Source organism: Brachybacterium sp. AOP25-B2-12 (assembly GCF_052378625.1).
GTDB lineage: Bacteria > Actinomycetota > Actinomycetes > Actinomycetales > Dermabacteraceae > Brachybacterium.
The window spans coordinates 14,434-41,408 of sequence record NZ_JBQSXW010000007.1 but is presented as its reverse complement, the minus strand read 5'-3'; the positions used below and the strand labels follow the sequence as shown (position 1 = coordinate 41,408).

The following is a 26,975-nucleotide window of genomic DNA, read 5'->3' as shown; positions in this document are numbered from 1 at the left end:
CTCCTGTCACGATGCGGCGTCGAGGGGGACGCATCCGGCCCCACGGCGATGTCGGCATGGATGCCTCCGTCAGTTCTCCCGGTGCAGCTCCGCAGTGTAGTGCTGCACCTGGGTGTCGTCCGAGGTGAGGAACGGGATCAGGCTCGGGTCCCGCTGGAGCTCGGCAAGCTGGGACGTCGGGATCGCGAGCTGGTCCGACACGCTCTGCACGTATCCGCCGCCGTCGTGATTGGCCCCGAGATCCCAGATGGGACCACGGTTGGGGAGCGTCACGGTGGTGGTGTTGCCGGAGCCGAAGTTGTGGTTGGCGAGCCCCTCCCGGATGCCCGACGGATCCAGTCCCGGCACGAGCTGCAGGCCCTGACCCTCGGCATCCAGTCGCGGAACGAGGTCCGCGGCGTGCTGGATGTTGATCACGTGCACGTCGGAGGGAACGGCATAGTTGTCCACGGGCGACCCGAACGTCATCACGTTGGTGACGTTGAACTCCGACATGAAATCGGGGTTGGCCGCCAGGCTCGTGGCGACCATGCCGCCCTGGGAGTGTCCGTTGAGCATCAGCGGGGTGCCGGGAGGGATGTTGTTGTCGGCATACAGCTGGCGGATCGCGTCCCCCGTGGCCTGCGAGCCCGCCGACCATCCGTTCGGACCTGCCTGGGCGACGTTCCCGGAGAGGTCCAGCGGGTTGTCCCCGGCGAACGGAGACCAGGGCTCGGTCCCGGGGATGTTCACGATGACGCCCGTGGGCGGGTCGCCGCCCACGACGGACATCGAGATCTCGCCGGTGTCCTTGGGGCCGTAGGAGGCGACGGAGTTGTCCATGATCTCCGCGAGATTCGCCGGCGCCCCGAACCTTCCGTCGCCGTCGGCCACGGGGACGGGGTGGTCGGCGTAGCCGGTCCCGTCGTCGAAGAGGTGCAGGTCGTACCCGGTGAGCAGGTGGAACGCCGTGTTGACGACATCGGCGGCGACGTCCACGACCCCGGCCAGGGTCGAGATCAGGCGCGGCCAATCACCGGTGACGATTGCCTCGAGCGTGTTCCAGACCAGTCCCGAGGCAGATCTCCACAGCTCCTGGATGTTGCCCCACGCCGTGCCGAGGTAGTCGACGAAGCCGTTCCAGAACTCGCCCGCCCGGTCGCCGATCCATGACAGGCCATCGCCGATGGCGTCGATGACCGTGCTTCCGACGTCGCCCAGCCAGTCGAGGAACCCGCTGCCGACGTCCCCGAGCCAGTCGAGGAAGCCGCCCCCACCGTCGTCGTCCCCGGAGGAGACCTGATCCTGCTCGTCGGCCTGGGCACCGAGCGCCTGTGCGGCGGCACGCAGCTCGTCACCGAGGGGCACGGCCGTCTGGCGGGTGCTGCCCCAGTGCTCACGGAAGCTGTCCGCATCCGGTCCCTGCCAGTCGACGGCCCCGACGGTCGCGTCCAGGTCGTCCAGGAGATCGCCCAGGCGGCCGGAGGCGGCCACGAGCTGGTCCGCGTGACCACGCGCCGCGTCCGTGTCCATCCCCAGGAAGCCGCTCATGCCGCACGCTCCTGCCCGGCCAGAGCCTTCTCGGTCTGGCGGATCGCGGTGACGAGGTCGGTCTTGAGCACCGTGGAGAACGCGCCGGCGAAGGCCGGTTCCAAGGTGACCGTCCCGTCGGTGCGGCAGAGCTCCGCCAGCACGTCGCCGTCGGCACCGAGCGCGTACCAGCTGTGATCACGGACCTCGGGCATCTCGGGCAGGGCGGCGCTCGTGACGAGGGCCTGCACCTCGGCGACGGCCGGTGCGTCGAGCAGCGCGGCCGGATCGAAGGCAGCCGGGGGAGCGCCTGCGGGCTCACGCCCCGGAGTGAGGAATGCCCGACGCCGCGGCACGAGCGCTTCGACCGTGGCACTGAACCAGGCGATGTCGGTGACCGCGAGAGTGACCGCGCTGCTGGCCCGACCCAGGTGCATCCTGTCCGCGCTCGCGGACGCCTCCCGGACGCGGTCGAGGATCACGAGACGCCGACCGGCGACGTACAGCGTCGTGATCCAGGCGTCGTCCCCGTCGACGCACACCAGGGCGATGCTCACCGGGGTCCGCAGGGCCGAGGCGATCGACGCGGCCCACTGCTCGTCGATGCCGTCGTCGTCGAGGATCCCGGCGACCACGAGATCATCGAGCGCCGGCTGCTCTGCCGGGGCCGGTGTCCCATCCGGCCCGCAGCTGTGACTGAGCCATTCCCACGATGCCGCGGAGATGCGGACGATCCGCGCGGGCCCTGGCAGCGACTGCACGCGTGGCGTGAGGTCGAGGTGTTCGAGGTTGTCCGGCATGCTCGTCTCCCCTGTGCGATGGCTGATGCCCGAGACTCTAGGAATCCATCCGATCTGCGTCGATGGGGACGACTCCCCATCGCTCCGGCGGGTCCTCGCCCGTGCGCCCGCGGCTGCCCGAGCCGGTGCCGGTGACCGTGAGGTGTCCGACGCCCCGTCGCGCACGAGGTCCCCCGATCGCAGCGCGGCGCGGCCCTAGACTGGACCCCGCGCCGCGGACCGGCAGAGCCCTTCAGCCGGCTCGCCCGCCCCTTGGTCCCGGCCCGTCCCTGTGCAGCTCCCAGCGAAACGTGAGGCCCCGGTGAACTCCGACCACCTAAAGCACTCGGTCCAGGCCATCAACTGGAACCGGCTCATCGACCCCAAGGACGACGAGGTCTGGGATCGCCTGACCGGCAACTTCTGGCTCCCCGAGAAGGTCCCGGTGTCCAACGACATCCCCTCCTGGGGCCGGCTCACCGAGCTCGAGCAGACGCTGACCATGCGCGTGTTCACGGGCCTGACGCTGCTGGACACCGTGCAGGGCACCGTGGGAGCCGTGTCGCTGATCCCCGATGCGATCACCCCGCACGAGGAGGCCGTCTACACGAACATCGCGTTCATGGAGAGCGTGCACGCGAAGTCCTACTCCTCGATCTTCTCGACGCTGTGCTCGACCAAGCAGATCGACGAGGCGTTCCGCTGGAGCGAGCACAACGGGCCGCTGCAGAAGAAGGCCCAGATCGTCATGGGCTACTACCAGGGGGACGACCCGGAGAAGCGCAAGGTCGCCTCGACGCTGCTGGAGTCCTTCCTGTTCTACTCCGGCTTCTACCTGCCGATGTACTGGTCCAGCCACGGCGAGCTGACCAACACCGCCGACGTGATCCGCCTGATCATCCGCGACGAGGCCGTGCACGGCTATTACATCGGCTACAAGTTCCAGAAGGCCATGGAGAAGGCCTCCCCGGAGCGTCGCCAGGAGCTCAAGGACTACACGTTCTCGCTGCTGCTGGACCTGTACGACAACGAGGAGGAGTACACCGAGGATCTCTACGACCCGGTGGGCTGGACCGAGGACGTCAAGGCGTTCCTGCGGTACAACGCCAACAAGGCGCTCATGAACCTGGGCTACGAGGGCATGTTCCCGGCCGACGCCACCGAGGTGAACCCGGCGATCCTCGCGGCGCTGTCCCCGAACGCCGACGAGAACCACGACTTCTTCTCCGGCAGCGGCTCCAGCTACGTCATGGGCAAGGCCGTCGAGACCGAGGACGACGACTGGGACTTCTGAACCCGCCTGCCGCGGGAACGGGACGATGCTCCTGTATCGCGGACCGGCCGGGTGCGGGAGGAGGCCGCCGGTCGGTCACGCGGTGATGTCCCGCCATGGGTGAACCTGCGCAGGCAGGGGCCTGAGGCGGAGGCCGCACCACTGGCGACCTGTGGGCCCATCACCTATCGTCGTGACGATCAGATCCCCGTCCGCCACGATCCTCCGGAGCCCGCCTCGTGAACACCCAGCACGATCCCTCCGGCACCAAGCGCCATCGCGCCGCGACCGCGCCGGGATGGTCCTTGCGCCGCGCCGGGAAGGTTCTGCTGATCCTCGGCCTCGTGGTCTTCGTGCCGAGCGCGGCCATCGGGACGCACCGGGCGGTCGACCTCCACGCGAAGATGGCGGTGGTGGAATCCGAGGGGGTTCCGTTCACGACGTCCACGCAGTTCGACCTCGCGGGAGGACAGGCGGTGGGCTTGTACCGTCCCGAGAGCGGGTCCATGGCGATCTGCGACATCGTCGACCCCCAGGGCCAGGATGTGGATGTCGTGCACGCCTCCGGTGTGACGGTGGGTGACTGGAGCCTGGAGTTCTCCTTCACCGCCCAGCACGCGGGCACCTACTCGATGAGCTGTGGGGACGGTGATTCCATGCTGATCGCCTCGCCGCTCACGCCTGCGTTCGTGGCGCTCTCGTGGATGGTGATCGTGCTGAGCATCGTGTTCGCGGCATGCGGCGTGCTCCTCGTGGTGTTGGGGCTGACCCTGGGCCTGGTGGGTCGGCGCAAGGCCGTGGGCCCGACCGCGGGCGGCTGACAGCCCCCTGATGCCGCGCGGGACCTGGGAGGCGTGCCCTGGGTGCGACGGTCGAAGCGGTGCCCATGCAGGCCCGAGCGACCCCACCGTCGGGCCGGATGGTGCGATGCGAGCAATGTGCCCGGTCCCTCACGCTCGACCACGCGGTCGGTCTGGGCGGAGCCCGTCCTACGCCTGACAGTGCCCTGAAAGCCCCGAGCGTGTATCTCCGCCCACGAATCGGTGATAGACCGGGGGCATAGGCGGCGAGATGCGCCGTCACGAACGTGAACAGGAGTGAGTGCAATGGGCTTCATCGGAGCACTGATCTCGTGGCTGATCATCGGGGCCGTCATCGGCCTCATCGCCCGAGCGATCATGCCGGGCAAGCAGGCGATGGGTCTGGGTTCGACCATCGTCCTGGGCGTCATCGGCGCCCTCGTCGGCGGCTTCATCGGCGGTCTCTTCGGGTCCAAGGGCGTCTCCGGCGTCTTCTCGGATCCGTGGAGCATCTGGACGATCGTCCTGTCGGTCGTCGGCGCGATCATCGTCATGGTGATCTACGGAGCGGTGACCAAGAACAAGGCCTGATCGGGCCTCGTCCCACCGTGCGGCACGCCGTCACCCCCCTCGGGGTGGCGGCGTGCCGTCGCGTTCGGGACCGGTGCCGTGCGTCCGTCGGGGGCCGTCCGTAGACTCGGGGTCGGCGACGTGGCGCGCGCGTCACGTGCCGAGACGTGCGGCCCACGACCGGGCCATCACGATCCTGGCCCGCGCACGGGCCACCACGATCCAGGGGGACACGATGACGACGCCGATGCGAGCACCGGGATCCGGGCTGATCCGAGCGGGCAGGATCCTGACCATCGTCGGAGGGATCATCCTGGTCCTGGGGATCGCGGCGGGCACGATCCTGTCCGTCGTCGGATTCAGCCAGGTCACGGGGGTCGTCGAGGACGGCACCCGGTTCACCGGCAGCACGGAGCTCACCCTCGAGACGGGGCAGCAGGTGCAGCTGTACGTGCACCGCAACGACGTGGCGCCGCTGTGCGAGGTGACCGACGAGAACGGTGACGAGCCCGTCGGCGGCCCCTCGCAGTCCAGCACGATCAACGGCTGGCGGTCCTTCGACATGTTCACCGCGACCAGGGCCGGCACCTACACGATCACCTGCAGCGACGAGACCGAGGTCCTCGCCGCCGAGCCCCTGTCCATCGGGGGGATCTTCTCCGCGGTCGGCGGGATCCTGATCGGCGTGTTCGTCGGCGGCCTTGGCCTGCTGCTCCTCGTCGTCGGCGTGATCCTGCTGCTGATCGGCCGCAGCCAGGCCAAGCGGACCCCAGGGTTCTGAGACCGGAGGGAGCGGGGGAGCGGCGATGACCGTCCCGGCACGGGTGCGAGGCGCCGGACTCGCAGATCCGGCTGGATCACCGCAGCCGTGGGCGCGGTGATCGTCCTGGTCTCCGGTGCCCTGGGTGCGATCCTCACCGTGTGCGGCGTCGAGAGCATCACCGACGTCGACGGGGACGGCATCCACTTCCGCGACAGCGTCGAGCTGACGCTCGGGGCCGAGCAGACCGTGCGGCTGTACAAGAGCGCCGGACGGCTCTCCCCGGATTGCTCCGTCACGCGGGACGGCCAGTATGTGCCCATCGACACCTGGGCCGCGCCGTCCTCCCTGCCCGACTGGGTCGCCTTCGCCGAGTTCACCGCCCCGCAGGCCGGCCGCTACACCGTGAGCTGCGTCGATGCCGACGACCTGGTGGCCGCCGAGCCCCGTTCGATCGGCGCCTGGATCGCGGCGATCCTCGGGATCGTGGTGCTCGTGATCGGCATCGGGGCCGGTCTGCTGGTCGCCCTGGTGGGCCTGATCCTGTGGGTCACAGGAGCGCTCTCGCGCAGGGACCGGCCAGACCTGTCGGGGACGCGCCCCGGCCCACCCACGGCGTGGCGCCTCGGCTCGGTGCCCTGGGTCGCACCAGAGGGGTGCGCGGGGGCCATGGGCGGGGCACCGAGGCCCCGCCCGGAGGATCAGCGCTGCGGCAGCAGCGGCCAGCCCTTGGCGGCGAGCTCGGATGCGACCCGTGAGAGATCGGTGTCGCTGGGCAGCTCGTCCGTGTAGCGGGTGATGAGGCTTCCGGCGTCGGCCCGCTGGATGCCGTCGCCGTGGGCGTTGCCCACGAGGCGCTCGGCGATCTCGGCGACCTCGGCATCGGTGAGGCGTCGCTCCAGGAGCGCCATGAGCGGCACCCGGTCCGTCGGGGGGATGCCCTCGGGGTAGCCGGCGGTGAGCCAGGCGAGGATGCGCTGGGCCAGGCCGTCGGGGGCGGGAACGGAGCCAGCGGGACTCGGGGCCGGCACGGCGCCGGGGGCATTCGGGGCGGTGCCGGCCGGCGACGCGGGGAGGTCCGCCGCCGGGGCGGGCTGCTCCGGGGTGGTGGGGTCCGGGGTGTCGCTGAGCGGCCACCCCACCGATGCGAGCCGTGCGGCGACCTTGCGGACGTCGGCGGACGTCACGGCATCGTCCTTGAGGCGTTCGATGACGCCCCGGACATCGGCCGGACCGAAGTCCCCATCAGGGTTCTCGCGGATCACGGTGGACGCGATCTGCTCGACCTCCTCGGGGCGCAGGGTGCGGGTGAGCAGGGCCAGGAGCGGGACGACGTCGGTGGCGGGGACCCCATCGGGGTAGCCGGCGCGCAACCAGTCGAGGACGCGGGTCAGGGGGCTGGGCATGAGGTTCCGTCCGGGGAGGAGGGTCAGAAGGGGAGGGTGATCCCGAGGTAGTGGTCGATGCTCTTGTGGGTCAGGAACAGCAGACCGTAGAGCACGATGAGGCCGACGGCCACGAAGATCGCCCAGGCGCCGAAGCGGGCCGCGGGGTTGGGCGCGGTGATGGTGCCGTCGCGGTGCTCGCCGCCGGCGCCCTTGTCCTGCAGGACGATCCCGAGGGAGAACAGCAGCGGCAGACCTGCGCCGAGCAGGACCCCGACGACGACGACGCTGAGGGTGCTGGATGCGATGGAGGCGAAGTCGATGCTCATGATCAGGCGCCCTTCGAGGTCGCGACCTCGACGTGAGCGGACCCTTCGGCCTGCTCCCCGTCCCAGTCGGCGTTGACGTTGTTGTGGTCCACCTTCTGCTGCTGGGACCGGTAGTAGATGAACCCGCCGGCCGCGAGCAGCAGCGCGAAGACCAGCAGGGCCCCGCCGACGCCGCCGACGAGATGGCCGATGACGTAGGTGATGGCGCCGACGATCGCGGCGGCAGGCAGCGTCAGCAGCCAGCCCACGACCATGCGCCCGGCCACGCCCCAACGCACCTTGGCGCCGGGGCGGCCCACACCGGAGCCGATGATGGAGCCGGTGGCCACGTGGGTGGTCGACAGGGCCATGCCCAGGTGGCTCGAGGTGAGGATGATCGCGGCCGAGGAGGCCTCGGCGGCCATGCCCTGCGGGGAGTCGAGCTCCACGAGGCCCTTGCCCAGGGTGCGGATGATCCGCCAGCCGCCCAGGTAGGTGCCCAGCGCGATCGCGCCGGCGCACAGGACGATGATCCACACGGGCAGGCCGTCGTCGAGGATCTGCTGGTCGGAGAGGGAGCCGTGGGCGATGAGGCCCAGGGCGATGACGCCCATGGTCTTCTGCGCGTCGCCGGTGCCGTGGGCCAGGGACACGAGGGAGGCCGTGGCGATCTGCCCGTACCGGAAGCCGCGCTCGCGGCGGGCCTCGCGGACGTTGCGGGTGACGCGGAACACCAGCCACACGCCGATCGCCGCGATGAGGCAGGCGATGAAGGGGGACAGCAGGGCGGGGATGACGACCTTGGAGGCCAGGCCGTCCCAGTTGATCCCGGAGACCCCGAGTGCCGCGAGGCCGGCGCCCAAGAGGCCGCCGAACAGGGCGTGGGAGGAGGAGGACGGCAGGCCGAACAGCCAGGTCGCGAGGTTCCAGAGGATGCCGCCGACGAGGCCGGCGAAGATGATGAACATCGCCGTCTCCGCGTCGAGGCCGGGTATCAGCGCCCCGGTGTCGGAGTTCTGGATCTTGAGCACCGCTGTGGTGACGGTGACGGCGACCTCGACGGAGAGGAAACCGCCGACGAGGTTGAGGGCCGCGGACAGCGCCACCGCGGTCTTGGGCTTGAGGGCACCCGTGGCGATCGACGTGGCCATGGCGTTCCCGGTGTCGTGGAAGCCGTTGGTGAAGTCGAACGCCACCGCGGTGACGATGAGGAGGAGGAGGATGACGAGCTCACCGGTCATGGCGACCAGGATGCTCCTGCTGGGGACGAAAGGATCCCTCGGGTCGGGGGAGTTCATCTGGCGTTCACCGGAGATGCGGGGGTTTCGTGCGTGGGAGGTGGTGGGGATCTCACCGTGCCTGGGCCGGGTGATCTCAGGCGTGCAGGGGGACGTCCGCGGTGGTGGTCCCTGCCCGCTCCAGGTGCGCCCTGCCGGAGGACCAGCGGGCGGTGTCGGACGCCAGCGCGTCGACGAGCTCGGGGTCGACGAGCACCGTGAGGACGGCGCCCCGTGCGCCGTACTCCGTGGGCTCGACGGTGGCGTCGTGGGCGTCGGCCCAGGTGCGGACGGCGTGCTCGGCGGTACCGGCGTCGGCGAGGGCCACCTCGATGCGGGCGACCGCCAGGGTGGCCCGGCGCAGGAGCGTCGCTGCGGAGATGGCGCGCTCGACGCTCGCGGTGTACGCCCGGACCAGGCCGCCCGCGCCGAGCTTGATCCCGCCGAAGTAGCGGATGGTGATGGCCAGGGTGTCGGTGAGGTGGGCGTGCAGGAGGGACTGCAGCATCGGGACGCCCGCGGTGCCGGAGGGTTCGCCGTCATCGCTGGACCGGTGCACGGGCGGGGCGTCGTCCGTGCCGCCGATGACCAGGGCCGTGCAGCGGTGGCGGGCGTCGGGGTGGTCGAGGCGGGCCTGGCGGAGGTGACGGTCGACGTCATCGAGGGAGGTCACGCGGTGCAAGCGGGTGTGGAAGCGGGAGCGCTTCTCGACGTGCTCGGCCTCGACGTCGGCGGCGAGGACGAGAGGGTCGGGCATGGGATGAGTCTAGGTGTGAGGGAGGTGCTGACCTGGTGGTGGTCTGGTGCGTGGGGGAGGGGCTGCGCCGGTAGCATGGGACGGCCCGCTCGGCGGGTCGGGGCCTCTAGCTCAGTCGGTAGAGCATCGGACTTTTAATCCGCGGGTCGTGGGTTCGATCCCCACGGGGCCCACCGCAGGTCAGACCGGGAAGGTTCCCCTAGGTGTTGCGGGTCATGACGTTGCAGTCACGGATCGGGGATGAAGGAACGGGTCCCTGACCGGCACGATGGGTGGTGCTGAAGCCATTCATCTGCTGGAAGAGACCCGTTCCATGACCCACCGTAATTCGCCGCTGACCCCTGCCGGAAGACTCCGCCTGGTCCAACGTGTCGAAGATGATGGCCGACCCATCGCCCACGTCGCCGCCGAAGCCGGCATCGCCCGCTCGACTCTGACGAAGTGGGTGCACCGCTACCGCGACGACGGCATCGAAGCTCTCCAGGACCGCACCAGCGCTCCGGCTCGCCGGCCCTCGCGACTGCCGATCGACGTCCTCGAGCTCATCGACGCCTGGCGACGAGACCGCAAATGGTCCGCCCGCCGCATCGCTCTCGAGCTCGCCAGCCGCGGCCACCACTACTGCGTCCGCACCATCGGCAGGTGGCTGCAGCGCCTCGGGATCTCCCGCCGCCGTGACCTCGACCCCACCGGCGAGAACAACCGCCACAGCGGGAAGATCATCGCCCGTTTCCCGGGCCACATGCTCCACCTGGACGTAAAGAAGGTCGGCCAGATCCCCGCCGGTGGCGGCTGGCGACTCCACGGCCGAGGCAGCACCCGAACACGTCACCAGCGCGTGGGCTACACCTACCTGCACTCCGCGATCGACGGCTACTCCCGCCTCGCCTACACCGAAGCCCTGGAGAACGAGACCGCGGCAACCACCATCGCCTTCTTCGCCCGGGCCAGGGCCTTCTTCGCCGCTCACGGCATCACTCGCCTGGTCCGGGTGGTCACCGACAACGGCTCCAACTACCGCGCGAAGACCTTCGTTCGCACTGTGACCGCGCACGCGTCGCGGCATCAAAGGACTCGGCCCTACACGCCCCGACACAACGGAAAAGTCGAGCGCTACCAGCGGATCCTCTCCGAGGAATGCCTCTACGCCCACGCCTTCTACTCCGAAGACGAACGGCGCGAAGCGATCAACATCTGGGTCCACCACTACAACTATCATCGGCCGCACACCGCCTGCGCCGATCAGCCCCCGGCCACCCGAGTCCACGAACGTGTCGACAACGTCATGACCTCATACAGCTAGCCTGAGCTCGTGCCGTCCGACCGTTGCTCGCGCGCAACGAACACACACCCTCCCGCGAGTCCTCCGATCGTCGTCATGGTCGGAACCCGCGGGGACCGGCCCGTCACGGATCAGCGCACGCGGCAGCAGAAGGAGGGACCTCGGGACGGCGCGAGGGACGATGACCGCCGGCGCGGCGTGCCCCGTCGGACCTCCTCCCGTCCGATGATGCTGCCGTCGCGGACGCCTCTATGCACGCGTCGGTGGGACCCGGCATCACGTGCGCGCGACGCAACGCGACCACCCAGGATGGCCCGATGACATCCCCGGACCCACTTTCCGCCGTCTCCGAGCCCGGGGTCCCCGATGCCCGGACGGCCCGTCTGCTGGGCACCCACCTGGACTGGGGCTCCGTCCATCCCGGCACGGACGACGCCCAGGACCCCGCCCTGACCGCCCGCATCGCGGCCCTGGGTCCCGAGACCCTCACCCGCTGGCGCGCCCTCCCCCCGGGCCGCGCGGCGCGCTTCGCCGCAGGGCGCCTGCTCCTAGCCGACCTCGCCGCATCCGTCCTGCCCGGTGCCACCCTGACGCTCAGCAGCCCCTGCATCCACTGCGGCGGCGTCCACGGCGCGGTCCGCGCGGAGCCGCCCTTCACCGTCAGCGTCTCCTACGCCGCAGACCTCGTGGTGGTGGCCCTGCGCGCGGACCGCACCGCGCCGCTCGGCGGCATCGGCGTGGACGTCGAACGGCTCGACCAGGACGCGGACGCCACCCTGGCCGACCGCCTCGCGCCGCTGTTCGCCCCGCATCCGGCGCCCGACCTCGCAGGATGGACGCGGATCGAGGCGGTCCTCAAGGCCGATGGTCGAGGGCTGCGGGTCCCGCCGGACCAGGTGGACATCGCGCCTGCAGGCCCCCGGGTGGATGGCGGCGCCCGGCGCTCCCCCGCACCGCATCTCGCCACGGTCCTCGACAGCCCGGCCCGCTGGCACGTGGCCACCACCTCTGCGGTCCCCGGGCACGTGGTCAGCCTCGCGGTGCCGGCACTCCCGGGTGCGGGACCGGCGGCAGCGCCGTCCGATCCAGCCACTGGGTGAACAGCTCCGCGACGTCCCAGCCGGTGACCTCGCGGACCAGCGCCGTGAAGTCCGCGGTGCGCACGCTGCGACCGCCGAAACGCTGCGTCCAGGTGTGCAGGAGACGGAAGAACGCCTCGTCACCCACCCGCAGCCGCAGCGCGTGCAGGGTGATCGCGCCGCGCTTGTAGACGCGGTCGTCGAACATGTCGGCCGGTCCCGGATCCCCGATCACGAGGTCCTGGCGCGCGGCGGCCAGGCCCGCGTGGTGCTTCTCGACGAGCGCCTGCACGCTGGGGCCGCCGGAGCCCTCGGACCACAGCCACTCGGCGTAGCAGGCGAAGCCCTCGTTGAGCCAGATGTCCTGCCAGCGGGCCAGGCCCACGCTGTTGCCGAACCACTGATGCGCCAGCTCATGGGCGATCAGCCGCTCGCTGCCGTGGTGGCCGTCGGTGTGGTTGGTGCCGAAGATGCCCATGGCCTGTGCCTCGACGGGGATCTCGAGCTCGTCGTCGCAGACCACCACGGAGTAGCCGTCGAAGGGATAGGGGCCGAACAGCCGCTCGAAGAGGGTGATCATGTCGCCCAGCTCGGCGAGGTCGTGCCGCACCCGTCGGCCGTGCACCCCCGGGAAGTACAGCCGTCCCGTCGTCGAACCCATCGGGCGGTCCTCGTGGTGGTACCGCCCCAGCTGCACGCTCACGAGGTAGCTGGCAGTGGGTCGGTCCAGCGCGAAGCTCCAGCAGGCACGGCCCTTGCGGCGGGTCCGTCGCGACGGCGCGCCGCTGATGACCGTGTACCCGGGGTCGGTGGCCACCGTGATCGCGTAGGTCGCCTTGTCGGAGGGCCGGTCGTTGCAGGGGAACCACGACGGCGCCCCGGTGGGCTGGGACGCGACGATCACCCCATCGGTCAGCTCCTCCCAGCCGATCGTCCCCCAGCGACTCCGGCGCGGGCGCGGGCTCCCCGCGTAGTCGATCTCCAGGGTGAACTGGTCCCCGGCGGCCAGCGGCGCGGGCAGCTGCACGTCGAGCGTGGATCCGACGTGCGCATGGCGGAGCTTCCCGCCGGAGCGCACCGAGGAGACCCGCAGGTTGCTCCCGAGGTCCACGGCGAGCGACGTCGTGTCCTGCAGGGCGTGGCCGTGCAGCGTGGCGGTGCCCTTGAGGCGGTTGCGGGACACCGTGTAGTCCAGGTCCAGCTCGTAGTGGTCCACGGCGTAGACGCTGCTGCCGCTGTGCGGGGTGTACGGATCCGCGGCGGGGATCGGATCGACCGTCCGGCGCGCGAGGTCGGCGGCGCCGGAGACGAGGTCCTCGACCGCGGCGCGAGGTCCGTCGGGGATCAGCTCGCTCATCGGCGGGGAGCCTGGTAGTCGCGGACTTTCACGGCGCGCCAGGGGCCGATCGGGTTGCCGCTCCAGCGGCTGCCCACGGGCACGTCCTCCCCGCGCATCACGAGGGAGGCGGGTCCCACGGTGGCGTGCGCGCCGATGCTCGCGGCCGGGAGGATCACGCTGTGCGGGCCCAGGGTCGCCCCCTCGTGGAGGGTGACGGTGTCGATGCTCATCACCCGATCATGGAACAGATGCGTCTGGACCACACAACCGCGGTTGACGGTGACACCGTCCCCCAAGGTCACGAGGTCGGGCTCGGGCAGCCAGTACGTGTCCGTCCACACACCGCGGCCGATCTTCACCCCCAGCGTGCGCAACCACAGCACCAGTGCCGGCGTGCCCGAGGCCGACGTCGCGAACCAGGGAGCGGCGACCATCTCGGTGAAGGTGTCAGCCACCTCGGTGCGCCACACGAAGTGGGACCACAGGGTGTGCTCCCCGGGGCGGATGGGGCCGACGAACACCCATTTGGCCGCGGTCGAGACGGCGGCGGCGACGACGCCCGCCGCGAGCATCACCGCGCCGGACAGGCACACGGCCAGGATCAGTCCCAGGTGCTCGACGAGCAGCGCGAGGACCGCCAGCACCGCCAGGCCCAGGCCGCAGGTGACGAACACGGGGACGATCCGGCAGGCCTCCCACAGCGCCCGTGCGCCCCGCAGCCGGGCGGCGGGGCGGTACGTGCGCGAGGGGTCCGCGTCGTTGACGACGCGGCGCAGCCGCACCGCGGGCGACCCCAGCCACGAGGAGCCGGCCTTGGCGGACTCGGGGGCCACCGACAGCACCGCGACCAGCGAGTTCTTGGGCACCCGGTGCCCTGCCGCGGCGAGCCCCGAGTTGCCCAGGAACGCGCGCTTGCCGATCTTGGCCGGGGCCAGGCGCATCCACCCGCCGCGCAGCTCATAGGTGGCGACCATGGTGTCGTCGGCCAGGAAGGCGCCGTCCTCGATCGTGGTCATCGAGGGGATCAGCAGCACCGTCGAGGCCTCGACGTTCTTGCCGACGGTCGCGCCCAGCAGGCGCAGCCAGGCGGCGGTGAACATCGAGGAGTAGATCGGGAAGCAGATGGTCCGGGCGGAGTCCAGCAGACGCTCGGTGGTCCACGCCTGCCAGGCGATGCGGCTGGTCACGGGGTGCTGTCCCTCGCGCAGGCCGAGCGCCAGCAGGCGCACCAGCACCACCACCAGCAGGCAGAACACCAGGCCCATCACGAGCACGGAGGGGATCAGGAGCGCGAACGCCCGCCCGAAGGCCCCGATGAGGGTGTCGGCGTGGCGCATGACGGCGAGCATCGGCAGGGCGCCGACGGCCATCGCGACGAACGGCAGCAGCCCGAGCGCCGCGGAGGACACCCCGTAGGCGATCTGCCAGCGGCGATGCACCGGTGCCGCACCGAGCTGCTCGGCGGCCCGGGTGCGGCCGATCCGCGCGGCCGGGGACCCGCCCCAGCGCTGGTGCGCCCTGACCCGGCCGAACACGGCCGAGGCCGGCGCGATCTCGGCGTGCTTGCCGATCCGGGTTCCCGGGGCGAGCGTCGACCGTGCGCCCACCGAGGCGTCGGCGCCGATCCTGATCCGGCCGATCCGCACGGTGTTGCCGTCGATCCAATAGCCGGACAGGTCCACCTCGGGCTCGATCGAGGCGCCGTCGCCGATCCGCAGCATCCCGGTCACGGGCGGCACGGAGTGCAGGGCGACGTTCTTGCCGATCCGGGCGCCGAGCGCCCGCGCGTACAGGCTCACCCAGGGGGCACCCGCCAGGCCGATGGGGTCGATCTGCCGCGCCACCTGCTCTGCCAACCAGAGCCGCAGGTGCACGCCGCCGCCGCGCGGGTGGTCGCCGGGCCTCACCCCCCGCAGCAGCAGGCGGGCGGCGACGGCGGAGATGCCCATCCGGCCCCACGGAGTGCAGAACAGGGCCAGGCCCACGAGGATCGCCCACCACGGCGCCTGCGGGAGCACCGCGAAGCCGTCGAGGTGCCCCAGGACCCAGCAGATCGCCAGCAGCAGCGTCACCCAGCGGGCGCCGTTGAGGATGAACAGCGGCACGCCCAGGACCATCTGCAGGATCTGCATGCGGCGCGGGGTGGGGCGGGCCGAGGTGTAGCGGCCGGCGGAGGCCTGGTCGAGGGATCCCTCGGTGGCGTCGTCGACGGCGGCGGCCATGCGGCGCAGGCGCGGCAGGTCGTAGACGTCGGCCATCGTGAACTCCGGCGCCCGGGCACGGATCCGGGAGACGAGCTGCGCGGCGGCGAGCGAGCCGCCGCCGAGCTGGAAGAAGTCGGCGTCCTCATCCTCGGGATGGACGCCCAGGACGGCCGCCCACTGCTCGCCCAGCCACGCGGCGGTGCCGGTCAGCGAGCTCTCGGCGCCCTCGGCCAGCGGCAGCGGCCAGGGCAGGGCCGCCTTGTCGACCTTCCCCGAGGTGCGCACGGGCAGGTCCTCGACGGTCGCGAGCATCGGCACCAGGGGTGCCGGCAGGGACTGCAGCAGCTCCTCGCGGACGCGCCCGCGATCGAACTCCTCGGTGGGCACGAGGTAGCCCACCAGCACGTTGACGCCGCCCTCGGTGCGCTGGACGACGACGGCCGAGGCCTGCACGCCGGTCACGGACTGCAGGGCCGCCTCGACCTCGCCCAGCTCGATGCGGCGCCCGCCGACCTTGACCTGGTCGTCGGCCCGGCCCACGAACACGAGGCCCTCGGGGTCGGCGCGGACCATGTCCCCGGAGCGGTAGGCGCGGTCCCAGCCGAGCGAGGGCATGGGGGCGTACTTCTCGGCGTCCTTGGCGGGATCGAGGTAGCGGGCCAGGCCCACGCCGCCGATGACGAGCTCCCCCTCGGCGCCCGGGGCCACCTCCTGGCCCTCCGTGTCGACCACGGCGAGCGCCCAGCCGTCCAGGGGCAGGCCGATCCGCACGGGCTCGCCCGCACGCATCAGGGCGGCGCAGGCCACGACGGTGGCCTCGGTGGGCCCGTAGGTGTTCCACACCTCGCGGTCCTCGTCGACCAGGCGCGCGACGAGCTCGGGCGGGCAGGCCTCGCCGCCGAAGATCAGCAGGCGCACCCGCTCGACGGTGTCCTTGGGCCACAGCGCCGCGAGGGTCGGGACGGTCGAGACGACGGTGATGGAGTGGCCCATGAGCCAGGGTCCGAGGTCCTCGCCGGAGCGCACGAGGGCGCGGGGCGCCGGCACCAGGCAGGCGCCGTAGCGCCAGGCCAGCCACATCTCCTCGCACGAGGCGTCGAAGGCGACCGACAGGCCCGCGAGCACGCGGTCCTCGGGGCCCAGCGGCCGGTCCTGGCAGAACAGCCGGGCCTCGGCGTCGACGAAGGCGGCGGCGTTGCGGTGGGTGACGGCCACGCCCTTGGGCACCCCGGTGGAGCCGGAGGTGAAGATGATCCAGGCGTCGTCCTCGATCCCGGGGGCCTGGTCGTCCCGGAGCGGGGCGGTGGTGACGGCGTCGTCGTGGGGGTCGCCGTCGTCGTCCGGCAGCGGCGTGTGGTCGACGGAGGGGTCCTGCGACGCGGGCGTCTCGTCGATGACGGGGCGGGTGGTGCAGCCCTCCGCAGAGGCCTCGAACAGGCCCGAGCCGGTGATGACGCCCGCGACCTGGGCCTCCCCGAACACCAGATCGGCCCGCTCCTGCGGGTCGTCGGCGTCGACGGGGACGTACGCGCACCCGGCCGCCAGCACCGCCAGGATTCCGATGTACAGCTCCCGCTGGCCCGACAGCATGCGGATCCCGACCCGCTGGCCGCGCCGGACGCCCGCGGCGTGCAGGGCACGGGCGGTGGCGTGGACCTCGCGCACGAGGTCCGCGTAGCTCAGGGCCCCGCGGGTGTCCTCGAGGGCGGAGGCGTCGGGGTGCAGGCGCGCGCTCTCGTGGAGGATGTCCACCAGGGTCCGCGGAGCGGCGGCCTGTGCTCGTCGGTCCCACACGTCAGGCATCGGGATTCGTCTGCTCCTCGTCTCGCTGTCCACCGCACGGATCCGCGGACGGGCGGCCGGTGTCGTCACCGTGGACCCGTGCGACGCACGTCCGGCGGCTCACGAGTCGTCCCGGACAGTGTGCACTGGGCTGGGCGACGCTGCCGCACCGTATCGACAGCTGGTGACGCGGAGGTGTCCGGGGGGCGACGGGCAGTGCCCACGTCGCGTCGCGCGATCCCATCCGGCGACGACCCATCCCGGCATGCGTGAGCAGGCCGGCGGTCACGGCGCGCGAGATGTCGACCGCTCCCGGGACCGCATACGTGGTCAGCCGGGGAAGCTATCGGACCGCGCGAGGCGGTCCGCCTCACGGAGCACGCGGACCTGGGCCGGGTTGTAGAGCTCCGTGAGGGAGCGTTCGAAGACCTGCATCATCTCGCGCACCCGGGCTCGGGGCGGGTGCGGCTGATGCCCCGGGTACTGATCGCGGATGATGCGCAGGATCCGCGAGAGCCTGAGCGCGACGGCCTGGACCGTCTGCTCCTCAGCATCGGCTGCGAGGTCCTCGAAACCGATGTCGGCACCGCCGTGGTCCGCGGTGATGTCCCGGAGGTCGCGCATCCCGCGACCATCGAGGTACAGGGCGATGATCGGGATGATCGACCTGTCCGCTTCGGACAGGCGTGGCGCGAGGTCCTCGAATCCGGCTGGCACGTCGGGGCCAGTGCCGTGCCCCAGCAGCTCGGCGAGATCGGTGCGGACGGCCTGCTGGTGCTCGATCGACTCGCGGAGCTGGTCGTCCAGCGCCTGGATGCTCGCCCGGAAGGTCTCGGGGTCGTGCGTGGCCGCGATCTCCGCGAGTCCCATCCCGAGGTCCCGGAGCCTCCGGATCTGCAACAGGCGCACGAGATGCGCGGTGCCGTACTCCTTGTATCCGTTGTCCGCGCGCTCGGGCTCGGTGAGCAGACCGATCGCGTGGTAGTGGCGGACGGTCTTGACCGTGGTGCCTGCGAGCTCCGCGAGGCGTCGAGTGCTCCAGGCCATCACGGACACGCCTGGGGGCCGATGCAGGACATCGCCCCATCCTCACAGCGACGAGGCACCGCGGGGAAGCCTGCAGCCCTTGACCGTGCTCCCGAGGCACACCGTGTCGTGGGGTCGTCCAGCACCCGCAGGCCATCTGCGCAGCATCCCAGAGGAGTCCGCCATGAGTCCACAGTCCGTTCCCGTCCTTCCCGGAGCTCCGCGAGAGGTGCCCGTCGACACTGCGAAGCCCTTCGGCGCGCACCTCTCGATGCGCTGGTGGATGCCCGTGGTCCTCACGATCGTCGTGGTCGTCGCGATCTCCACCCTCCAGCTGCTGCTGGTGTACGTCGCCGTGCTTCTCGAGGTCGGCCTCGTGAACAAGGACCCCGCCGACGGGTCGCTCACGCCGCTCACCTACCTTGCGACGAACGTCGCGATCGTGCTCGTGGCCCCCTGTCCCTGCTCCTCCTGGCGAGGCTCGCGCGGGTTCCGTGGCGATCCGCACTGAGCGTCGGGAGGACGTTCCGGTGGGGTCGTCTCGCGCGGTACGGCGGGCTCTTCGCGGGACTCATGGTGCTCACGAACATCGTGATCCAGATGATCTCCCCGTCGCCGCTGTCGCTGTTCGCCGTCTCAGGGACCACCGTCGCGCTGCTGGCCGTGGTCGTCCTGACCGTTCCGCTGCAGCGCGGCAGCCGAGGAGATCGCATTCCGAGGCGTCCTGACCGCGTCGTACGCGTCCTGGGTGCATTCGACGGCGCCTGGGCTGGCCCTGGGCATCAGTGGTTCGACCGTGCTGTTCGCCGCGGTGCACACCAGCCTGGATCCGTGGATGATCGTGAACTACCTGGGGCTGGGTGCGAGCGCAGCGCTGATGGTGATGCTCAGCCGTGGCCTCGAGGCCTCGATCGCCTTCCACGTCATGAACAACGTGTTCGCCATGGGGATCGGCGCGCTCTTCGCCGAGGGCGGCGGGATAGCCCAGGATCGCAGTGCCGGAGCGGGCGGACCGTACATGCTGGTATTCCTCGTCGCGCAGTCCGTTGCGGTCGCGATCGTGTGGCACCTCGAGACGCGGCGGCATGCGCGGGCGGCGTGAGCGTCTGGGCGACAGCACGTGACGGGGTCACGGCCCCGTCCCATACCGTCCGTCTCGTGCAGACGTGGCTCCATGCACGAGCGCGACCGACATCACTGGCAACCACAGATGCGTAGGCCGGAGCCCCGGTCGCTCCCGGAACACACCGAGTACCGGAACGTCGGCCGTGTCGACGACCATGGCACCGCTTCCGAGCAAGACGATGCCGACACCAGCGGTCGCGGCGGTGGTTCCCACCGCCAGATTCCACAAGCTCACCGGCACGAGCAATTGACCGAAGGGCATCGCCGCGAGCGGCTGCAGTCCCTCGACGGGTGGGAGGTCGGCGTCGGTGCCCACCGCAACGATCTCGGTGGCCATGCGGCGGGGTTCTCAGCGATCGAATCGCTCCGCCCGACCTCGATGCCCGCATGCGCCCTTCCCACGTCTGCACTGTCGACGCCACGCCGGAAGCGCAGGGGCCCGCGTTGACCGTGCCCCTCGGGCACGGTGTTCACTGCGGGAATGGACCAGGGAGACGACCTCCGCAGGGGCTGGAGCACTCGCCAGCTCGCCGAGATGACCGAGACCACCGTCAAGACCATCCGTCACTACCATCGCGTCGGAGTGCTCCCGGAGCCGCGCCGCCGGTCCAACGGGTACAAGGCCTACGGACCGGAGCACGCGATACGACTGCTTCAGATCCTGCGGATGCGGGAGGCCGGCCTGCCCGTCGCCCGCATCAGCGCCGCCTTCGAGGAAGGGGATCCCGCTCTGTACGAGACGAGCGATCTCATCGCCGTCGTCGACAGCTCGATACGACGCCTCGAGGGGATCCGTGACGACCTCGTGGCGGCGCGGGACGCCGAACACGACACGGGGCGCCCCATCGGCTCGGGTACAGAGCACACCGACCTCGAGGCGACGATGCCGTTGCTCATGTCCAGACACTTCACGCAGGGGGCGAGGATCGCGTTGCGATCGGCTCGGATCGAGCCGTCCCCGATCGATGCGGAGTTCGCGCGACTTCCGGTGGATGCGGACGCGGAGACGATCGACGACCTCGCGCGCCGCATGGCCCCGCACATCCGGCGAGCGCAGAGCGAGCACGCCCTGCCGGATCAGGTGGTCGACGGGGGTCGTGGCGCTGAAGGGCGTGCGGCCGCCGCGATCGGTCGATTGCTGAGCGAGTACTACAGCCCAGCCCAATTGGAGGTGATCTCCCGGGCGCTCTCCCTCGAGCACGACCCTCGTCAGCACCGGGGAGCGTGCGATCTCCCTGGCTCGCCGACGCCGGAGAGGTCCGACTCGATGGGACAGGAGCCGACGCCGTGAACCGAGCAGATCCCACGGGACCGACCACCAGCACCGAGTATCACCGCGTGTTGTCGCGGCCCACCCGACAGATAGGCCGCGGACTGCTCGCGATCTTGCTGGTGTTCGTGGGCCTCTTCGGGATCGGCGGCGCCGTGAGCTGGGCGGGCGCACAGCTCGATCTCGCCCTGGGACACCGCAGTCCCGCGATCGGAGGACACGACCACACCGTGGTGTTCCATGCCTCGAACACCCTCGGCATCGCGCTGCTGATCCCGTGGGTGTTCCTTGTCCAGCGATGGCTCTACGGTGTGCGTGGAAGGTCCCTGGTCTCGGTGTCGTTCCGTCTGCGGTTCGACCTGATCGGCCGTTGGCTGCTCCTCATCGGGCCGGTGTCGGTCGCGACGATGGCCGTGCTCGCGCTGATCACACCCGCTGAGATCACCAGCTGGTCGTCGGCCGAGCTGGTCGGCCTGATCACCGTCACTCTCCTGCTGACCCCCCTGCAGGCCGCCGCGGAGGAGATCGGCTTCCGAGGCCTCGTGCTCCGCGCCGCTGCGAACTGGGCCCACGGCCCCCGGGCCTCGCTGATCACCGGCATCGTGGTGTCGACCGTGCTGTTCATGGCGGCGCATCCGCCGACGAGCCCCTGGCTCGCCCTCTCCCAAGGTGGCCTCGCCGTGGGCGCCGCCCTCGTCACGTGGCGCACCGGTGGGCTGGAGGTCGCGATCCTCCTGCACGCCCTCAACAACGTCCTCAGCCAGTTGTACGCCCAGGCCCTGCACACCGACCTGGGGACACCGACGATCGAGCCGACCATCATTCTGACCCTGGTGCCGACAGCCGTTGCGACCACCGCCATCCTCCTCGGCGTACGACGGCGACAGGACACGGTGACGACCTCGACGCGGAAGACCGGCTGATCGGCCTCTCGGCCGCCGGGACCGCGCTGAGCACCGTCGCCCCCGGTCAGGACCGGGACTTCAGCTCAGCAGCTGCGCCACGTCCTGCCGGCCGATCAGCTCGCGGCACGTGCCGATTCCATCGCCTGCGACAGAGCGGTGGCTCGGCGGCAGCTGCGAACTCCGGACCACGAAGGGCATCAGGGTCGGGTCCCGCTCACGAGACGTGGTGGTGGACCGAAACCCCCTCACCTGCAGCTCGATGGTGCCGGTCGCGAAACGCAGCCTGAGCATCCGTGCGTGCTCCGGAGGGTGCCGCACCGTGTCCCCTCCCGCGAGGAACGCGGCGGCCGGATCCAGGTGACCGTCGAGAGCAAGGGTGCCGCGGTCGAAGTCCAGGACCTGTCGACGACGCCCCTGGACGGGGGCGATGGGGATCAGGACGGCATTGGCCGCGACCCTCAGCAGCTCCAGGGCGATCGAGTCCAGGCCGATCGGAAGCAGCAGGAGCAGGAACGTGATGGATCCCAGCAGCAGAAACACTGCCCCATCGACCACCCACAGCACCGTCAACCAGACGTTCTCGTTCTGAACATGTGACCGTCGCGATGCCTCGACGACCTCGCGTGGGTTGCACGCGTTCGACGACGGTGGTCCTACGGGATTCCCACCGCGTGCGGCCTCCCTGCTCGGTCCGCACGCAGGGGTCCGGGGGCCCCGTGGCAGCGGTCCTGGACGTCAGCGGATGAAGTCAAGGTTGCCGACCTCGCCGCGTGAACGATGGCGACATCGCCGCGCCCGCGCCTCTCAGCGCAGGTCGCCCCGCAACCAGCGGCGGTGTGCGTCGATCGCGGCGCGGGTCGGACGCGCCGGCTGCCGGAGGTCCTGGCCGTGGTCCATGGGGGACTCGCCGCGGTACACGGCGAAACGGGAGCCGGTGATCGCGCTGCGCACGCGGCTGCCGTCCCGTCGCACCACGACCGTCGCGCCACGGTTCATGAGGGCGGGGTCGATCTCGATCACCGAGACCTCCGGCCACGGGATCCGCCGGGTCCCGAGGTAGGTGCGATCCACGATCCCCGCGGCGGTGACCATGAACGCCGGTCGCAGGAGCCCGGCGATCGCCGCGCCGAGCACCATCAGCATGACCAGGCACACGATCGCGAGCAGCCAGTGCGGCCGGGCAGGCACGAGGAGCGCCAGGGCGATCGCACCGACCATCGCCGCGAGGAGCACGGCGAGCATGAACCCGACGACGACCCGGTAGAGGAGCCCGGGCCCGGCGCGATAGAGCACGACGCGCCAGGGGTCGGCCGCGGCGGGTGGTGATGGTGTCACGGGGAGCCTCCGGCGCAGGCGTCGAATGGAGCAGGAACATCCTAGGCACCGCGGGAGGGGGAGTTCTCCCCATCGTTCAGGTGACCGTGCACCTCTACGATCGGTCGCAGGCAGGGCCGACCCGCCGGGACCGAGAGGGGAACCACGATGAGCTTCCAGGGAGCCGACACCGAGCAGCTGCGCGAGCAGGCGGCATCCACCCGGCGCGGAGGCCAGCGTATCGAGGATCTCCTCACCACCCTCGACGGCGCGGTCCATGGCGCCGCATGGACCGGCCCGGATGCCGAGGAGTTCCGGCGGGCGTGGTCCGCGGACGCTGTGTCCGCCGCGCGCCATGCCTGCGACCTGCTCGACCAGAAGGCCTTGCAGCTCGACCAGGACGCCGACGAACAGGATCGGTGCAGTGAGGACGGCGCCGGATCCGGAGGCGACCGCGGCGGCCCTGGTGGCCAGGACGGCGGCCCCACCTCCCCGTGGGACGCCCTCCAGGACTGGCTCGACGAGTACGAGGCGAAGGAGAGCGACGGCTTCTTCGGCGACCTGCTGGGAGGGCCGGAATCCGGGTACTGGGGCAACCTGGGCTGGAGCGGCGTATCGATCGCCGGCGACATCGCAGGGCTCGTGCCCGAACCCACCGGAGTGGCGGCCGGACTGGGGCTCGCAGTCGACGTGGCGAGCATCGGCATCGGCCTGTATGACGCCGCGCAGTCCTTCCAGGACGGAGACCCCTTCGGCACGGTCGATGGTCTCGTGACAGCGGGCATCAACTACCTGGACGTCCCGGCAGGCATCCTGTCGATGGTCCCCGTGCCGCAGGTGAAGGTCGTCGGCGAAGCACTGGGGGCCGTGACCGGGGGACTCGACCTGGGCTGGTCCTCGCTGACGGCTCTCGCACAGGCATCAGCCATCGCGGGCGGGCCCGGGGAGGGCTCTGCGAGCCGCTTCATCGTCGAGGCGCCAGGCTGGGCGATCGAACAGGTCACCGGCAACAGCATCGTCTCCGACACCACCGACGCGGTGACGGGCTTCGCCGAGGACGGCTTCGGATGGGGCTCGAGCACGATCCGTGACGCGGTGCCGATCATCGACCCGGTCATCGACTCCTCCCAGATCCTCGTGGAGAACGTCATCCCCTCCGGCGTGCAGGAGGGGCTCGAGGGCTTCGCCGGAGAGGCGAACGACTGGATCCGCGACAAGATGCCTTGGTGACCGGCGCCCGTTCGGTCGCTCAGCCCAGCAGCTCGGCCAGCAGATCCTCCCTCTCGCCCGCGCCCAAGGAGGCGACTTCGAGGTCGTCGTGCTCGAGCGATGCCCGGCCGCCCTCCGAGGCTCCTCGCAGGGCGTGCACCGAGGACCCTTGGCGGAGCCACCACAGGGTCTCCTGAGCCCTGAGCGGTCGATCGTGGACGTCGATCCTCACCAGCAGGGCGGAGTCGTCGACGTCGAGGCGCTCACGGACCTCCCCCCAGCGGCCGGTCACCACGCGTGCCTCCGCCGGATCTGCCGAGAGTCCGGCGGCCTCGTCCGGGGGATCGAGCAGGCCGGAGATGGTGCGGCGCGCCGAGGCGGTGTCCTGCATGAGGAAATGGTGGAGACCGTTCTCCGAGACCTGTTCCTGGAGCACCGATCCATCGGCGTCGACGTGGAGGACGACGAATCGTGCGCCCTCGGGCTGTTCCGGACGCAGACTCACCCGACGCGGTGACAAAGCGCGCCTCGCGACGACCCCGGTCAGCAACAGGCTCGGACGGACGGTCTCGGGGTCGCCGATGACCGAACGTTCTTCGAGCCGGGCGAGCACCGCCTCCGGCGCGACCATGCCGCGCGCGAGCAGGATGCGGGACCCGGTCTGGACGGCGTCCTCGACCGTGTACTCGGGGAGGCGTGTGCGCAGCGCGTCCGTCCAGGGGAGCGCGGCCTCGTCCTCCTCCGGCCCGGCGAGCGCGAGCAGCTCCTCATCGGTGATGGTGACGAGCAGGCGGGGGGTCTCCGAGAGGTCGCTGGCGAGCGCCGCCGCAGCGAGCATCGCCCTCTCGTCCTTGGTGATCGTGACGTCGTCCATGTGCACGCTCCTGGATCGGGGTGGTGTCGCGAAGTCTATCCGGCGTTCCGAGAGGTCAGCGGGCTGCCGGTAGCGGTTCGATGCAGGCGAGGGTCCGCTCGCGCACAGCGTCAGCACGCTCGAGGAGCTACCGCTGCCCCGTGTGAGCTCACCCTTGGCCTTCGGCGTCCCGATCCTCACCGACGCGGGCCATCGGTCGGTTTCGCTCTCGTACCACTACGATCGCCGGATGCCAGGCTCCCCCGCCTCCCCCTGGACCCCCTCCTTCACCCGCTTCTTCACCGCCCAGAGCCTGTCGTGGCTGGGCAGCTCCATGACGCCCGTGGCGCTCGCCTTCGGCGTGCTCGAGGCGACCGGGGACCCGGGAGCCCTGGGCGCGGTCCTGGCCGCCCACAGCATCCCCATGCTCGTGTTCCTGCTGGTCGGCGGCGTCGTCGCGGACCGCATCCCGCGCAGCCGCCTGCTCGTGGCGACCCACGCGTTCTCGGCGGTGACGCAGCTGGCCACCGCGGTGTGGTTCTTCCGGGGTGACGCCCCGCTCGGTGCCCTGCTGGTGATCTCCGCCCTCAGCGGCGCCTCCTCCGCGATGACAGGTCCGGCGCTGCGCGGCGTGGTCACCGAGCTCGTCCCCCAGGAGGCGCTGCAGCGCGCCGCCTCGGCACGCGCGACGTCCCGCAATGCGTTCCGGCTGCTGGGCCCGAGCGTGGCCGGCGTGCTCGTGGCCGTCTCCGGGGCCCAGTGGGCGCTGCTGGTGGACGCCGTGTGCCTCGCGATCGCCGCGCTGCTGCTGGCCACGATCCGGTCCACCGCCGAGGTCGAGGCGTCGGGCAGCATCCTGGGCGATCTCCGCGACGGTTGGCGGGAGTTCGCCTCCCGCCGCTGGCTGTGGACGATCTCGGTGGCGTTCTTCGTCGTGAACCTCGCGCTCGCGGCTGTGTGGCTGGTCGCGGGCCCCGTGATCGCCGAGGGCACGATCGGTGCCGCAGGGTGGGGCATCGTGCTGGGGGTCCGTGCGGGCGGCCTGATGCTGGGCGGCGTCCTCGCCTACCGCTGGACGCCGAGCCGCCCCCTCGTGTGGGGCCAGCTGGCGGTGATCCCGCTCGCGCTGAGCTTCCTCGCCCTCGGTGCTGCCCTGCAGCTGCCGGTGCTCGTCGCGGTGGCGTTCCTTGCGGGCATCGGCGCCGCGATCGAGGGGATCCTGTGGGAGTCGACCCTGCAGCGGGAGATCCCCGCCCGTGCGCAGTCCCGGGTCGCGAGCTACGACATGCTCGGCTCCTTCGCCTCGGTGCCGCTGGGGCAGCTGCTGGCCCCCGTGCTCATCCTGGCGTGGGGCACGCGCCCGCTCGCGATCATCGGAGGGGCGGTGGTGCTCCTCGCAGGGCTCGCACCGCTGCTGTCGGCGCAGGTCCGGGACGTACGGTCCACGGATCGTCGGCCTTCCTGAACCGTCGTCGGCCCGGTGCCGATCAGGCGCGGACCTACAGTGACCGGATGCTCCTCCTCCTGGATCTCGACAACACCCTGGTCGACCGGGACGGTGCCTTCGAGCGCTGGGCGCGAGACCTCGTGGACCAGGTCGACGGGGATGCGGACGACCTCGCGTGGCTCCTGGACCTGGACGACCACGGATACGCGCCCCGCGTCGACCTCGCGGACGGGCTCCGGGACCGGCTCCGTCTCCCGAGCCCCCGGGAGGCCCTCGTCCACGATCTGCTGCGAGGGCACCTCCCGTTCATCCGGTGCTACGACGGGGTGCTCGATGCGCTGTCCGATCGGCGGGCGGCCGGCGATGAGCTCGTGATCCTCACCAACGGCACCGTCGATCAGCAGTCCCGCAAGCTCCACCACGCCGGACTCACGGAGGTCGTGGATCGCGTGGTGATCTCCGAGGCCGTCGGCGCGAAGAAGCCGGACCCGGAGATCTTCCGCGTGGCGATGGACGGTGCGGCGACCGCCTGGATGATCGGGGACCACGCGATCAACGACATCGGCGGGGGCTGGCGCGCCGGATGCCTCACCGGCTGGGTCTCCCAGGGCACGGTATGGCCGGGCGGCACGCCACCCACGGTCTCCGCGCCCACCACACGGGACGTGCTGGCGCAGGTGGCGGCGTACGACGCCTGAACCGCTGCGGCCGAGGTACCGCCC

At 71.0% G+C, this 26,975-nt stretch carries 26 protein-coding genes, 1 tRNA gene and 1 pseudogene; 15 read left to right on the top strand and 13 right to left on the bottom strand.

Annotated elements, in window-relative coordinates:
• Nucleotides 1-69: 69 nt before the first annotated feature.
• Together ACT3TZ_RS06980 and ACT3TZ_RS06975 are read right to left on the bottom strand one after the other, a co-directional pair.
• Complete coding sequence (locus tag ACT3TZ_RS06980; RefSeq protein ID WP_444582681.1) at nucleotides 70-1,530, bottom strand: PGAP1-like alpha/beta domain-containing protein; 1,461 nt, start codon at nucleotides 1,528-1,530, stop codon at nucleotides 70-72.
• Nucleotides 1,527-2,309 (bottom strand): hypothetical protein, encoded by a 783-nt coding sequence (locus ACT3TZ_RS06975; RefSeq protein WP_444582680.1) that lies wholly within the window; start codon nucleotides 2,307-2,309, stop codon nucleotides 1,527-1,529. Before ACT3TZ_RS06975 ends, ACT3TZ_RS06980 begins: the two co-directional genes overlap by 4 nt.
• A gap of 301 nt (nucleotides 2,310-2,610) precedes the next feature.
• Here ACT3TZ_RS06975 and nrdF point away from each other — a divergent pair, with 301 nt between their 5' ends.
• From nrdF to ACT3TZ_RS06950, 5 genes are all read left to right on the top strand, one after another.
• Complete coding sequence (nrdF, locus tag ACT3TZ_RS06970; RefSeq protein ID WP_444582679.1) at nucleotides 2,611-3,582, top strand: class 1b ribonucleoside-diphosphate reductase subunit beta; 972 nt, start codon at nucleotides 2,611-2,613, stop codon at nucleotides 3,580-3,582.
• Nucleotides 3,583-3,800: 218 nt separating this feature from the next.
• Nucleotides 3,801-4,382 carry a hypothetical protein gene (locus ACT3TZ_RS06965; RefSeq protein ID WP_444582678.1) on the top strand — a complete coding sequence of 194 codons (582 nt, stop codon included), beginning with the start codon at nucleotides 3,801-3,803 and terminating at the stop codon, nucleotides 4,380-4,382.
• A gap of 285 nt (nucleotides 4,383-4,667) precedes the next feature.
• Nucleotides 4,668-4,952, top strand: a complete 285-nt coding sequence (locus ACT3TZ_RS06960) for a GlsB/YeaQ/YmgE family stress response membrane protein (RefSeq protein ID WP_444582677.1) — start codon at nucleotides 4,668-4,670, stop codon at nucleotides 4,950-4,952.
• 136 nt (nucleotides 4,953-5,088) lie between these two features.
• Nucleotides 5,089-5,712, top strand: a complete 624-nt coding sequence (locus ACT3TZ_RS06955; protein ID WP_444582676.1) for a hypothetical protein — start codon at nucleotides 5,089-5,091, stop codon at nucleotides 5,710-5,712.
• An 87-nt stretch (nucleotides 5,713-5,799) separates the two neighbouring features.
• Nucleotides 5,800-6,483, top strand: a complete 684-nt coding sequence (locus tag ACT3TZ_RS06950) for a hypothetical protein (RefSeq protein WP_444582675.1) — start codon at nucleotides 5,800-5,802, stop codon at nucleotides 6,481-6,483.
• Here the strand turns inward: ACT3TZ_RS06950 and ACT3TZ_RS06945 are convergent.
• From ACT3TZ_RS06945 to ACT3TZ_RS06930, 4 genes are all read right to left on the bottom strand, one after another.
• Nucleotides 6,393-7,097, bottom strand: a complete 705-nt coding sequence (locus ACT3TZ_RS06945; RefSeq protein WP_444582674.1) for a DUF3349 domain-containing protein — start codon at nucleotides 7,095-7,097, stop codon at nucleotides 6,393-6,395. The genes ACT3TZ_RS06950 and ACT3TZ_RS06945 overlap by 91 nt on opposite strands.
• 23 nt (nucleotides 7,098-7,120) lie before the next feature.
• On the bottom strand, nucleotides 7,121-7,405 hold the full coding sequence (locus ACT3TZ_RS06940) for a hypothetical protein (protein WP_444582673.1): 285 nt from the start codon (nucleotides 7,403-7,405) through the stop codon (nucleotides 7,121-7,123).
• Between the two features lie 2 nt (nucleotides 7,406-7,407).
• On the bottom strand, nucleotides 7,408-8,625 hold the full coding sequence (locus ACT3TZ_RS06935; RefSeq protein WP_444582672.1) for an anion permease: 1,218 nt from the start codon (nucleotides 8,623-8,625) through the stop codon (nucleotides 7,408-7,410).
• 133 nt (nucleotides 8,626-8,758) lie between these two features.
• A complete protein-coding gene (locus ACT3TZ_RS06930; protein WP_444582671.1) occupies nucleotides 8,759-9,418 on the bottom strand; it encodes an IMPACT family protein in 660 nt (219 codons plus the stop codon).
• A 100-nt stretch (nucleotides 9,419-9,518) separates the two neighbouring features.
• Between ACT3TZ_RS06930 and ACT3TZ_RS06925 the strand changes: the two genes are divergently transcribed.
• The 3 genes from ACT3TZ_RS06925 (at nucleotide 9,519) to ACT3TZ_RS06915 (ending at nucleotide 11,800) form a co-directional block, all read left to right on the top strand.
• Nucleotides 9,519-9,591, top strand: a tRNA-Lys gene (locus tag ACT3TZ_RS06925).
• A gap of 140 nt (nucleotides 9,592-9,731) precedes the next feature.
• Nucleotides 9,732-10,721, top strand: a complete 990-nt coding sequence (locus tag ACT3TZ_RS06920) for an IS481 family transposase (RefSeq protein ID WP_444582670.1) — start codon at nucleotides 9,732-9,734, stop codon at nucleotides 10,719-10,721.
• Nucleotides 10,722-11,017: 296 nt separating this feature from the next.
• The gene (locus ACT3TZ_RS06915) at nucleotides 11,018-11,800 is read left to right on the top strand and encodes a 4'-phosphopantetheinyl transferase family protein (protein WP_444582669.1); all 783 of its coding nucleotides are present in this window, start codon (nucleotides 11,018-11,020) and stop codon (nucleotides 11,798-11,800) included.
• Here ACT3TZ_RS06915 and ACT3TZ_RS06910 read toward each other — a convergent pair.
• From ACT3TZ_RS06910 to ACT3TZ_RS06900, 3 genes are all read right to left on the bottom strand, one after another.
• Complete coding sequence (locus ACT3TZ_RS06910; RefSeq protein ID WP_444582668.1) at nucleotides 11,730-13,136, bottom strand: M1 family metallopeptidase; 1,407 nt, start codon at nucleotides 13,134-13,136, stop codon at nucleotides 11,730-11,732. The two genes, ACT3TZ_RS06915 and ACT3TZ_RS06910, sit on opposite strands and share 71 nt — an antisense overlap.
• Nucleotides 13,133-17,125: a Pls/PosA family non-ribosomal peptide synthetase gene (locus ACT3TZ_RS06905; RefSeq protein ID WP_444582667.1), complete on the bottom strand. Its 3,993-nt coding sequence runs from the start codon at nucleotides 17,123-17,125 to the stop codon at nucleotides 13,133-13,135. Before ACT3TZ_RS06905 ends, ACT3TZ_RS06910 begins: the two co-directional genes overlap by 4 nt.
• Before the next feature lie 309 nt (nucleotides 17,126-17,434).
• Entirely contained in the window at nucleotides 17,435-18,151 is a 717-nt protein-coding gene (locus ACT3TZ_RS06900) for a MerR family transcriptional regulator (protein WP_444582666.1), read from the bottom strand.
• A 163-nt stretch (nucleotides 18,152-18,314) separates the two neighbouring features.
• Between ACT3TZ_RS06900 and ACT3TZ_RS06895 the strand changes: the two genes are divergently transcribed.
• Both ACT3TZ_RS06895 and ACT3TZ_RS06890 read left to right on the top strand, forming a co-directional pair.
• A complete protein-coding gene (locus tag ACT3TZ_RS06895) occupies nucleotides 18,315-18,641 on the top strand; it encodes a hypothetical protein (RefSeq protein ID WP_444582665.1) in 327 nt (108 codons plus the stop codon).
• A gap of 192 nt (nucleotides 18,642-18,833) precedes the next feature.
• A pseudogene (locus ACT3TZ_RS06890) lies at nucleotides 18,834-19,232 on the top strand (lysostaphin resistance A-like protein); the annotation flags it as partial.
• Between the two features lie 27 nt (nucleotides 19,233-19,259).
• Here ACT3TZ_RS06890 and ACT3TZ_RS06885 read toward each other — a convergent pair.
• Nucleotides 19,260-19,592 (bottom strand): hypothetical protein, encoded by a 333-nt coding sequence (locus ACT3TZ_RS06885; protein ID WP_444582664.1) that lies wholly within the window; start codon nucleotides 19,590-19,592, stop codon nucleotides 19,260-19,262.
• A gap of 144 nt (nucleotides 19,593-19,736) precedes the next feature.
• Here ACT3TZ_RS06885 and ACT3TZ_RS06880 point away from each other — a divergent pair, with 144 nt between their 5' ends.
• Entirely contained in the window at nucleotides 19,737-20,546 is an 810-nt protein-coding gene (locus ACT3TZ_RS06880; protein WP_444582663.1) for a MerR family transcriptional regulator, read from the top strand.
• Nucleotides 20,547-20,593: 47 nt separating this feature from the next.
• Nucleotides 20,594-21,448 carry a lysostaphin resistance A-like protein gene (locus ACT3TZ_RS06875; RefSeq protein WP_444582662.1) on the top strand — a complete coding sequence of 285 codons (855 nt, stop codon included), beginning with the start codon at nucleotides 20,594-20,596 and terminating at the stop codon, nucleotides 21,446-21,448.
• Between the two features lie 60 nt (nucleotides 21,449-21,508).
• On the opposite strand, the gene ACT3TZ_RS06870 is transcribed toward ACT3TZ_RS06875, so the two are convergent.
• Together ACT3TZ_RS06870 and ACT3TZ_RS06865 are read right to left on the bottom strand one after the other, a co-directional pair.
• Nucleotides 21,509-21,985: a hypothetical protein gene (locus ACT3TZ_RS06870; RefSeq protein ID WP_444582661.1), complete on the bottom strand. Its 477-nt coding sequence runs from the start codon at nucleotides 21,983-21,985 to the stop codon at nucleotides 21,509-21,511.
• Nucleotides 21,986-22,234: 249 nt separating this feature from the next.
• Complete coding sequence (locus ACT3TZ_RS06865) at nucleotides 22,235-22,765, bottom strand: hypothetical protein (RefSeq protein WP_444582660.1); 531 nt, start codon at nucleotides 22,763-22,765, stop codon at nucleotides 22,235-22,237.
• A 147-nt stretch (nucleotides 22,766-22,912) separates the two neighbouring features.
• Between ACT3TZ_RS06865 and ACT3TZ_RS06860 the strand changes: the two genes are divergently transcribed.
• Nucleotides 22,913-23,974: a WXG100 family type VII secretion target gene (locus ACT3TZ_RS06860; protein WP_444582659.1), complete on the top strand. Its 1,062-nt coding sequence runs from the start codon at nucleotides 22,913-22,915 to the stop codon at nucleotides 23,972-23,974.
• Nucleotides 23,975-23,993: 19 nt separating this feature from the next.
• Here the strand turns inward: ACT3TZ_RS06860 and ACT3TZ_RS06855 are convergent, their stop codons facing one another.
• The gene (locus ACT3TZ_RS06855) at nucleotides 23,994-24,827 is read right to left on the bottom strand and encodes a hypothetical protein (protein ID WP_444582658.1); all 834 of its coding nucleotides are present in this window, start codon (nucleotides 24,825-24,827) and stop codon (nucleotides 23,994-23,996) included.
• Nucleotides 24,828-25,056: 229 nt separating this feature from the next.
• On the opposite strand from ACT3TZ_RS06855, the gene ACT3TZ_RS06850 reads away from it, so the two are divergent.
• Nucleotides 25,057-26,271: an MFS transporter gene (locus tag ACT3TZ_RS06850; protein ID WP_444582657.1), complete on the top strand. Its 1,215-nt coding sequence runs from the start codon at nucleotides 25,057-25,059 to the stop codon at nucleotides 26,269-26,271.
• Nucleotides 26,272-26,318: 47 nt separating this feature from the next.
• A complete protein-coding gene (locus tag ACT3TZ_RS06845; RefSeq protein ID WP_444582656.1) occupies nucleotides 26,319-26,951 on the top strand; it encodes an HAD family hydrolase in 633 nt (210 codons plus the stop codon).
• The last annotated feature ends 24 nt before the right edge of the window (nucleotides 26,952-26,975 follow it).

Bases quoted from the DNA above. Each gene is read 5' to 3' on its own strand.
- ACT3TZ_RS06980 (WP_444582681.1), bottom strand. From the start codon at position 1,530: ATGAGCGGCTTCCTGGGGATGGACACGGACGCGGCGCGTGGTCACGCG.
- ACT3TZ_RS06975 (WP_444582680.1), bottom strand. From the start codon at position 2,309: ATGCCGGACAACCTCGAACACCTCGACCTCACGCCACGCGTGCAGTCG.
- ACT3TZ_RS06960 (WP_444582677.1), top strand. From the start codon at position 4,668: ATGGGCTTCATCGGAGCACTGATCTCGTGGCTGATCATCGGGGCCGTC.
- ACT3TZ_RS06945 (WP_444582674.1), bottom strand. From the start codon at position 7,097: ATGCCCAGCCCCCTGACCCGCGTCCTCGACTGGTTGCGCGCCGGCTAC.
- ACT3TZ_RS06940 (WP_444582673.1), bottom strand. From the start codon at position 7,405: ATGAGCATCGACTTCGCCTCCATCGCATCCAGCACCCTCAGCGTCGTC.
- ACT3TZ_RS06935 (WP_444582672.1), bottom strand. From the start codon at position 8,625: ATGACCGGTGAGCTCGTCATCCTCCTCCTCCTCATCGTCACCGCGGTG.
- ACT3TZ_RS06930 (WP_444582671.1), bottom strand. From the start codon at position 9,418: ATGCCCGACCCTCTCGTCCTCGCCGCCGACGTCGAGGCCGAGCACGTC.
- ACT3TZ_RS06920 (WP_444582670.1), top strand. From the start codon at position 9,732: ATGACCCACCGTAATTCGCCGCTGACCCCTGCCGGAAGACTCCGCCTG.
- ACT3TZ_RS06915 (WP_444582669.1), top strand. From the start codon at position 11,018: ATGACATCCCCGGACCCACTTTCCGCCGTCTCCGAGCCCGGGGTCCCC.
- ACT3TZ_RS06910 (WP_444582668.1), bottom strand. From the start codon at position 13,136: ATGAGCGAGCTGATCCCCGACGGACCTCGCGCCGCGGTCGAGGACCTC.
- ACT3TZ_RS06905 (WP_444582667.1), bottom strand. From the start codon at position 17,125: ATGCCTGACGTGTGGGACCGACGAGCACAGGCCGCCGCTCCGCGGACC.
- ACT3TZ_RS06900 (WP_444582666.1), bottom strand. From the start codon at position 18,151: ATGGCCTGGAGCACTCGACGCCTCGCGGAGCTCGCAGGCACCACGGTC.
- ACT3TZ_RS06895 (WP_444582665.1), top strand. From the start codon at position 18,315: ATGAGTCCACAGTCCGTTCCCGTCCTTCCCGGAGCTCCGCGAGAGGTG.
- ACT3TZ_RS06885 (WP_444582664.1), bottom strand. From the start codon at position 19,592: ATGGCCACCGAGATCGTTGCGGTGGGCACCGACGCCGACCTCCCACCC.
- ACT3TZ_RS06880 (WP_444582663.1), top strand. From the start codon at position 19,737: ATGGACCAGGGAGACGACCTCCGCAGGGGCTGGAGCACTCGCCAGCTC.
- ACT3TZ_RS06860 (WP_444582659.1), top strand. From the start codon at position 22,913: ATGAGCTTCCAGGGAGCCGACACCGAGCAGCTGCGCGAGCAGGCGGCA.
- ACT3TZ_RS06855 (WP_444582658.1), bottom strand. From the start codon at position 24,827: ATGGACGACGTCACGATCACCAAGGACGAGAGGGCGATGCTCGCTGCG.
- ACT3TZ_RS06850 (WP_444582657.1), top strand. From the start codon at position 25,057: ATGCCAGGCTCCCCCGCCTCCCCCTGGACCCCCTCCTTCACCCGCTTC.
- ACT3TZ_RS06845 (WP_444582656.1), top strand. From the start codon at position 26,319: ATGCTCCTCCTCCTGGATCTCGACAACACCCTGGTCGACCGGGACGGT.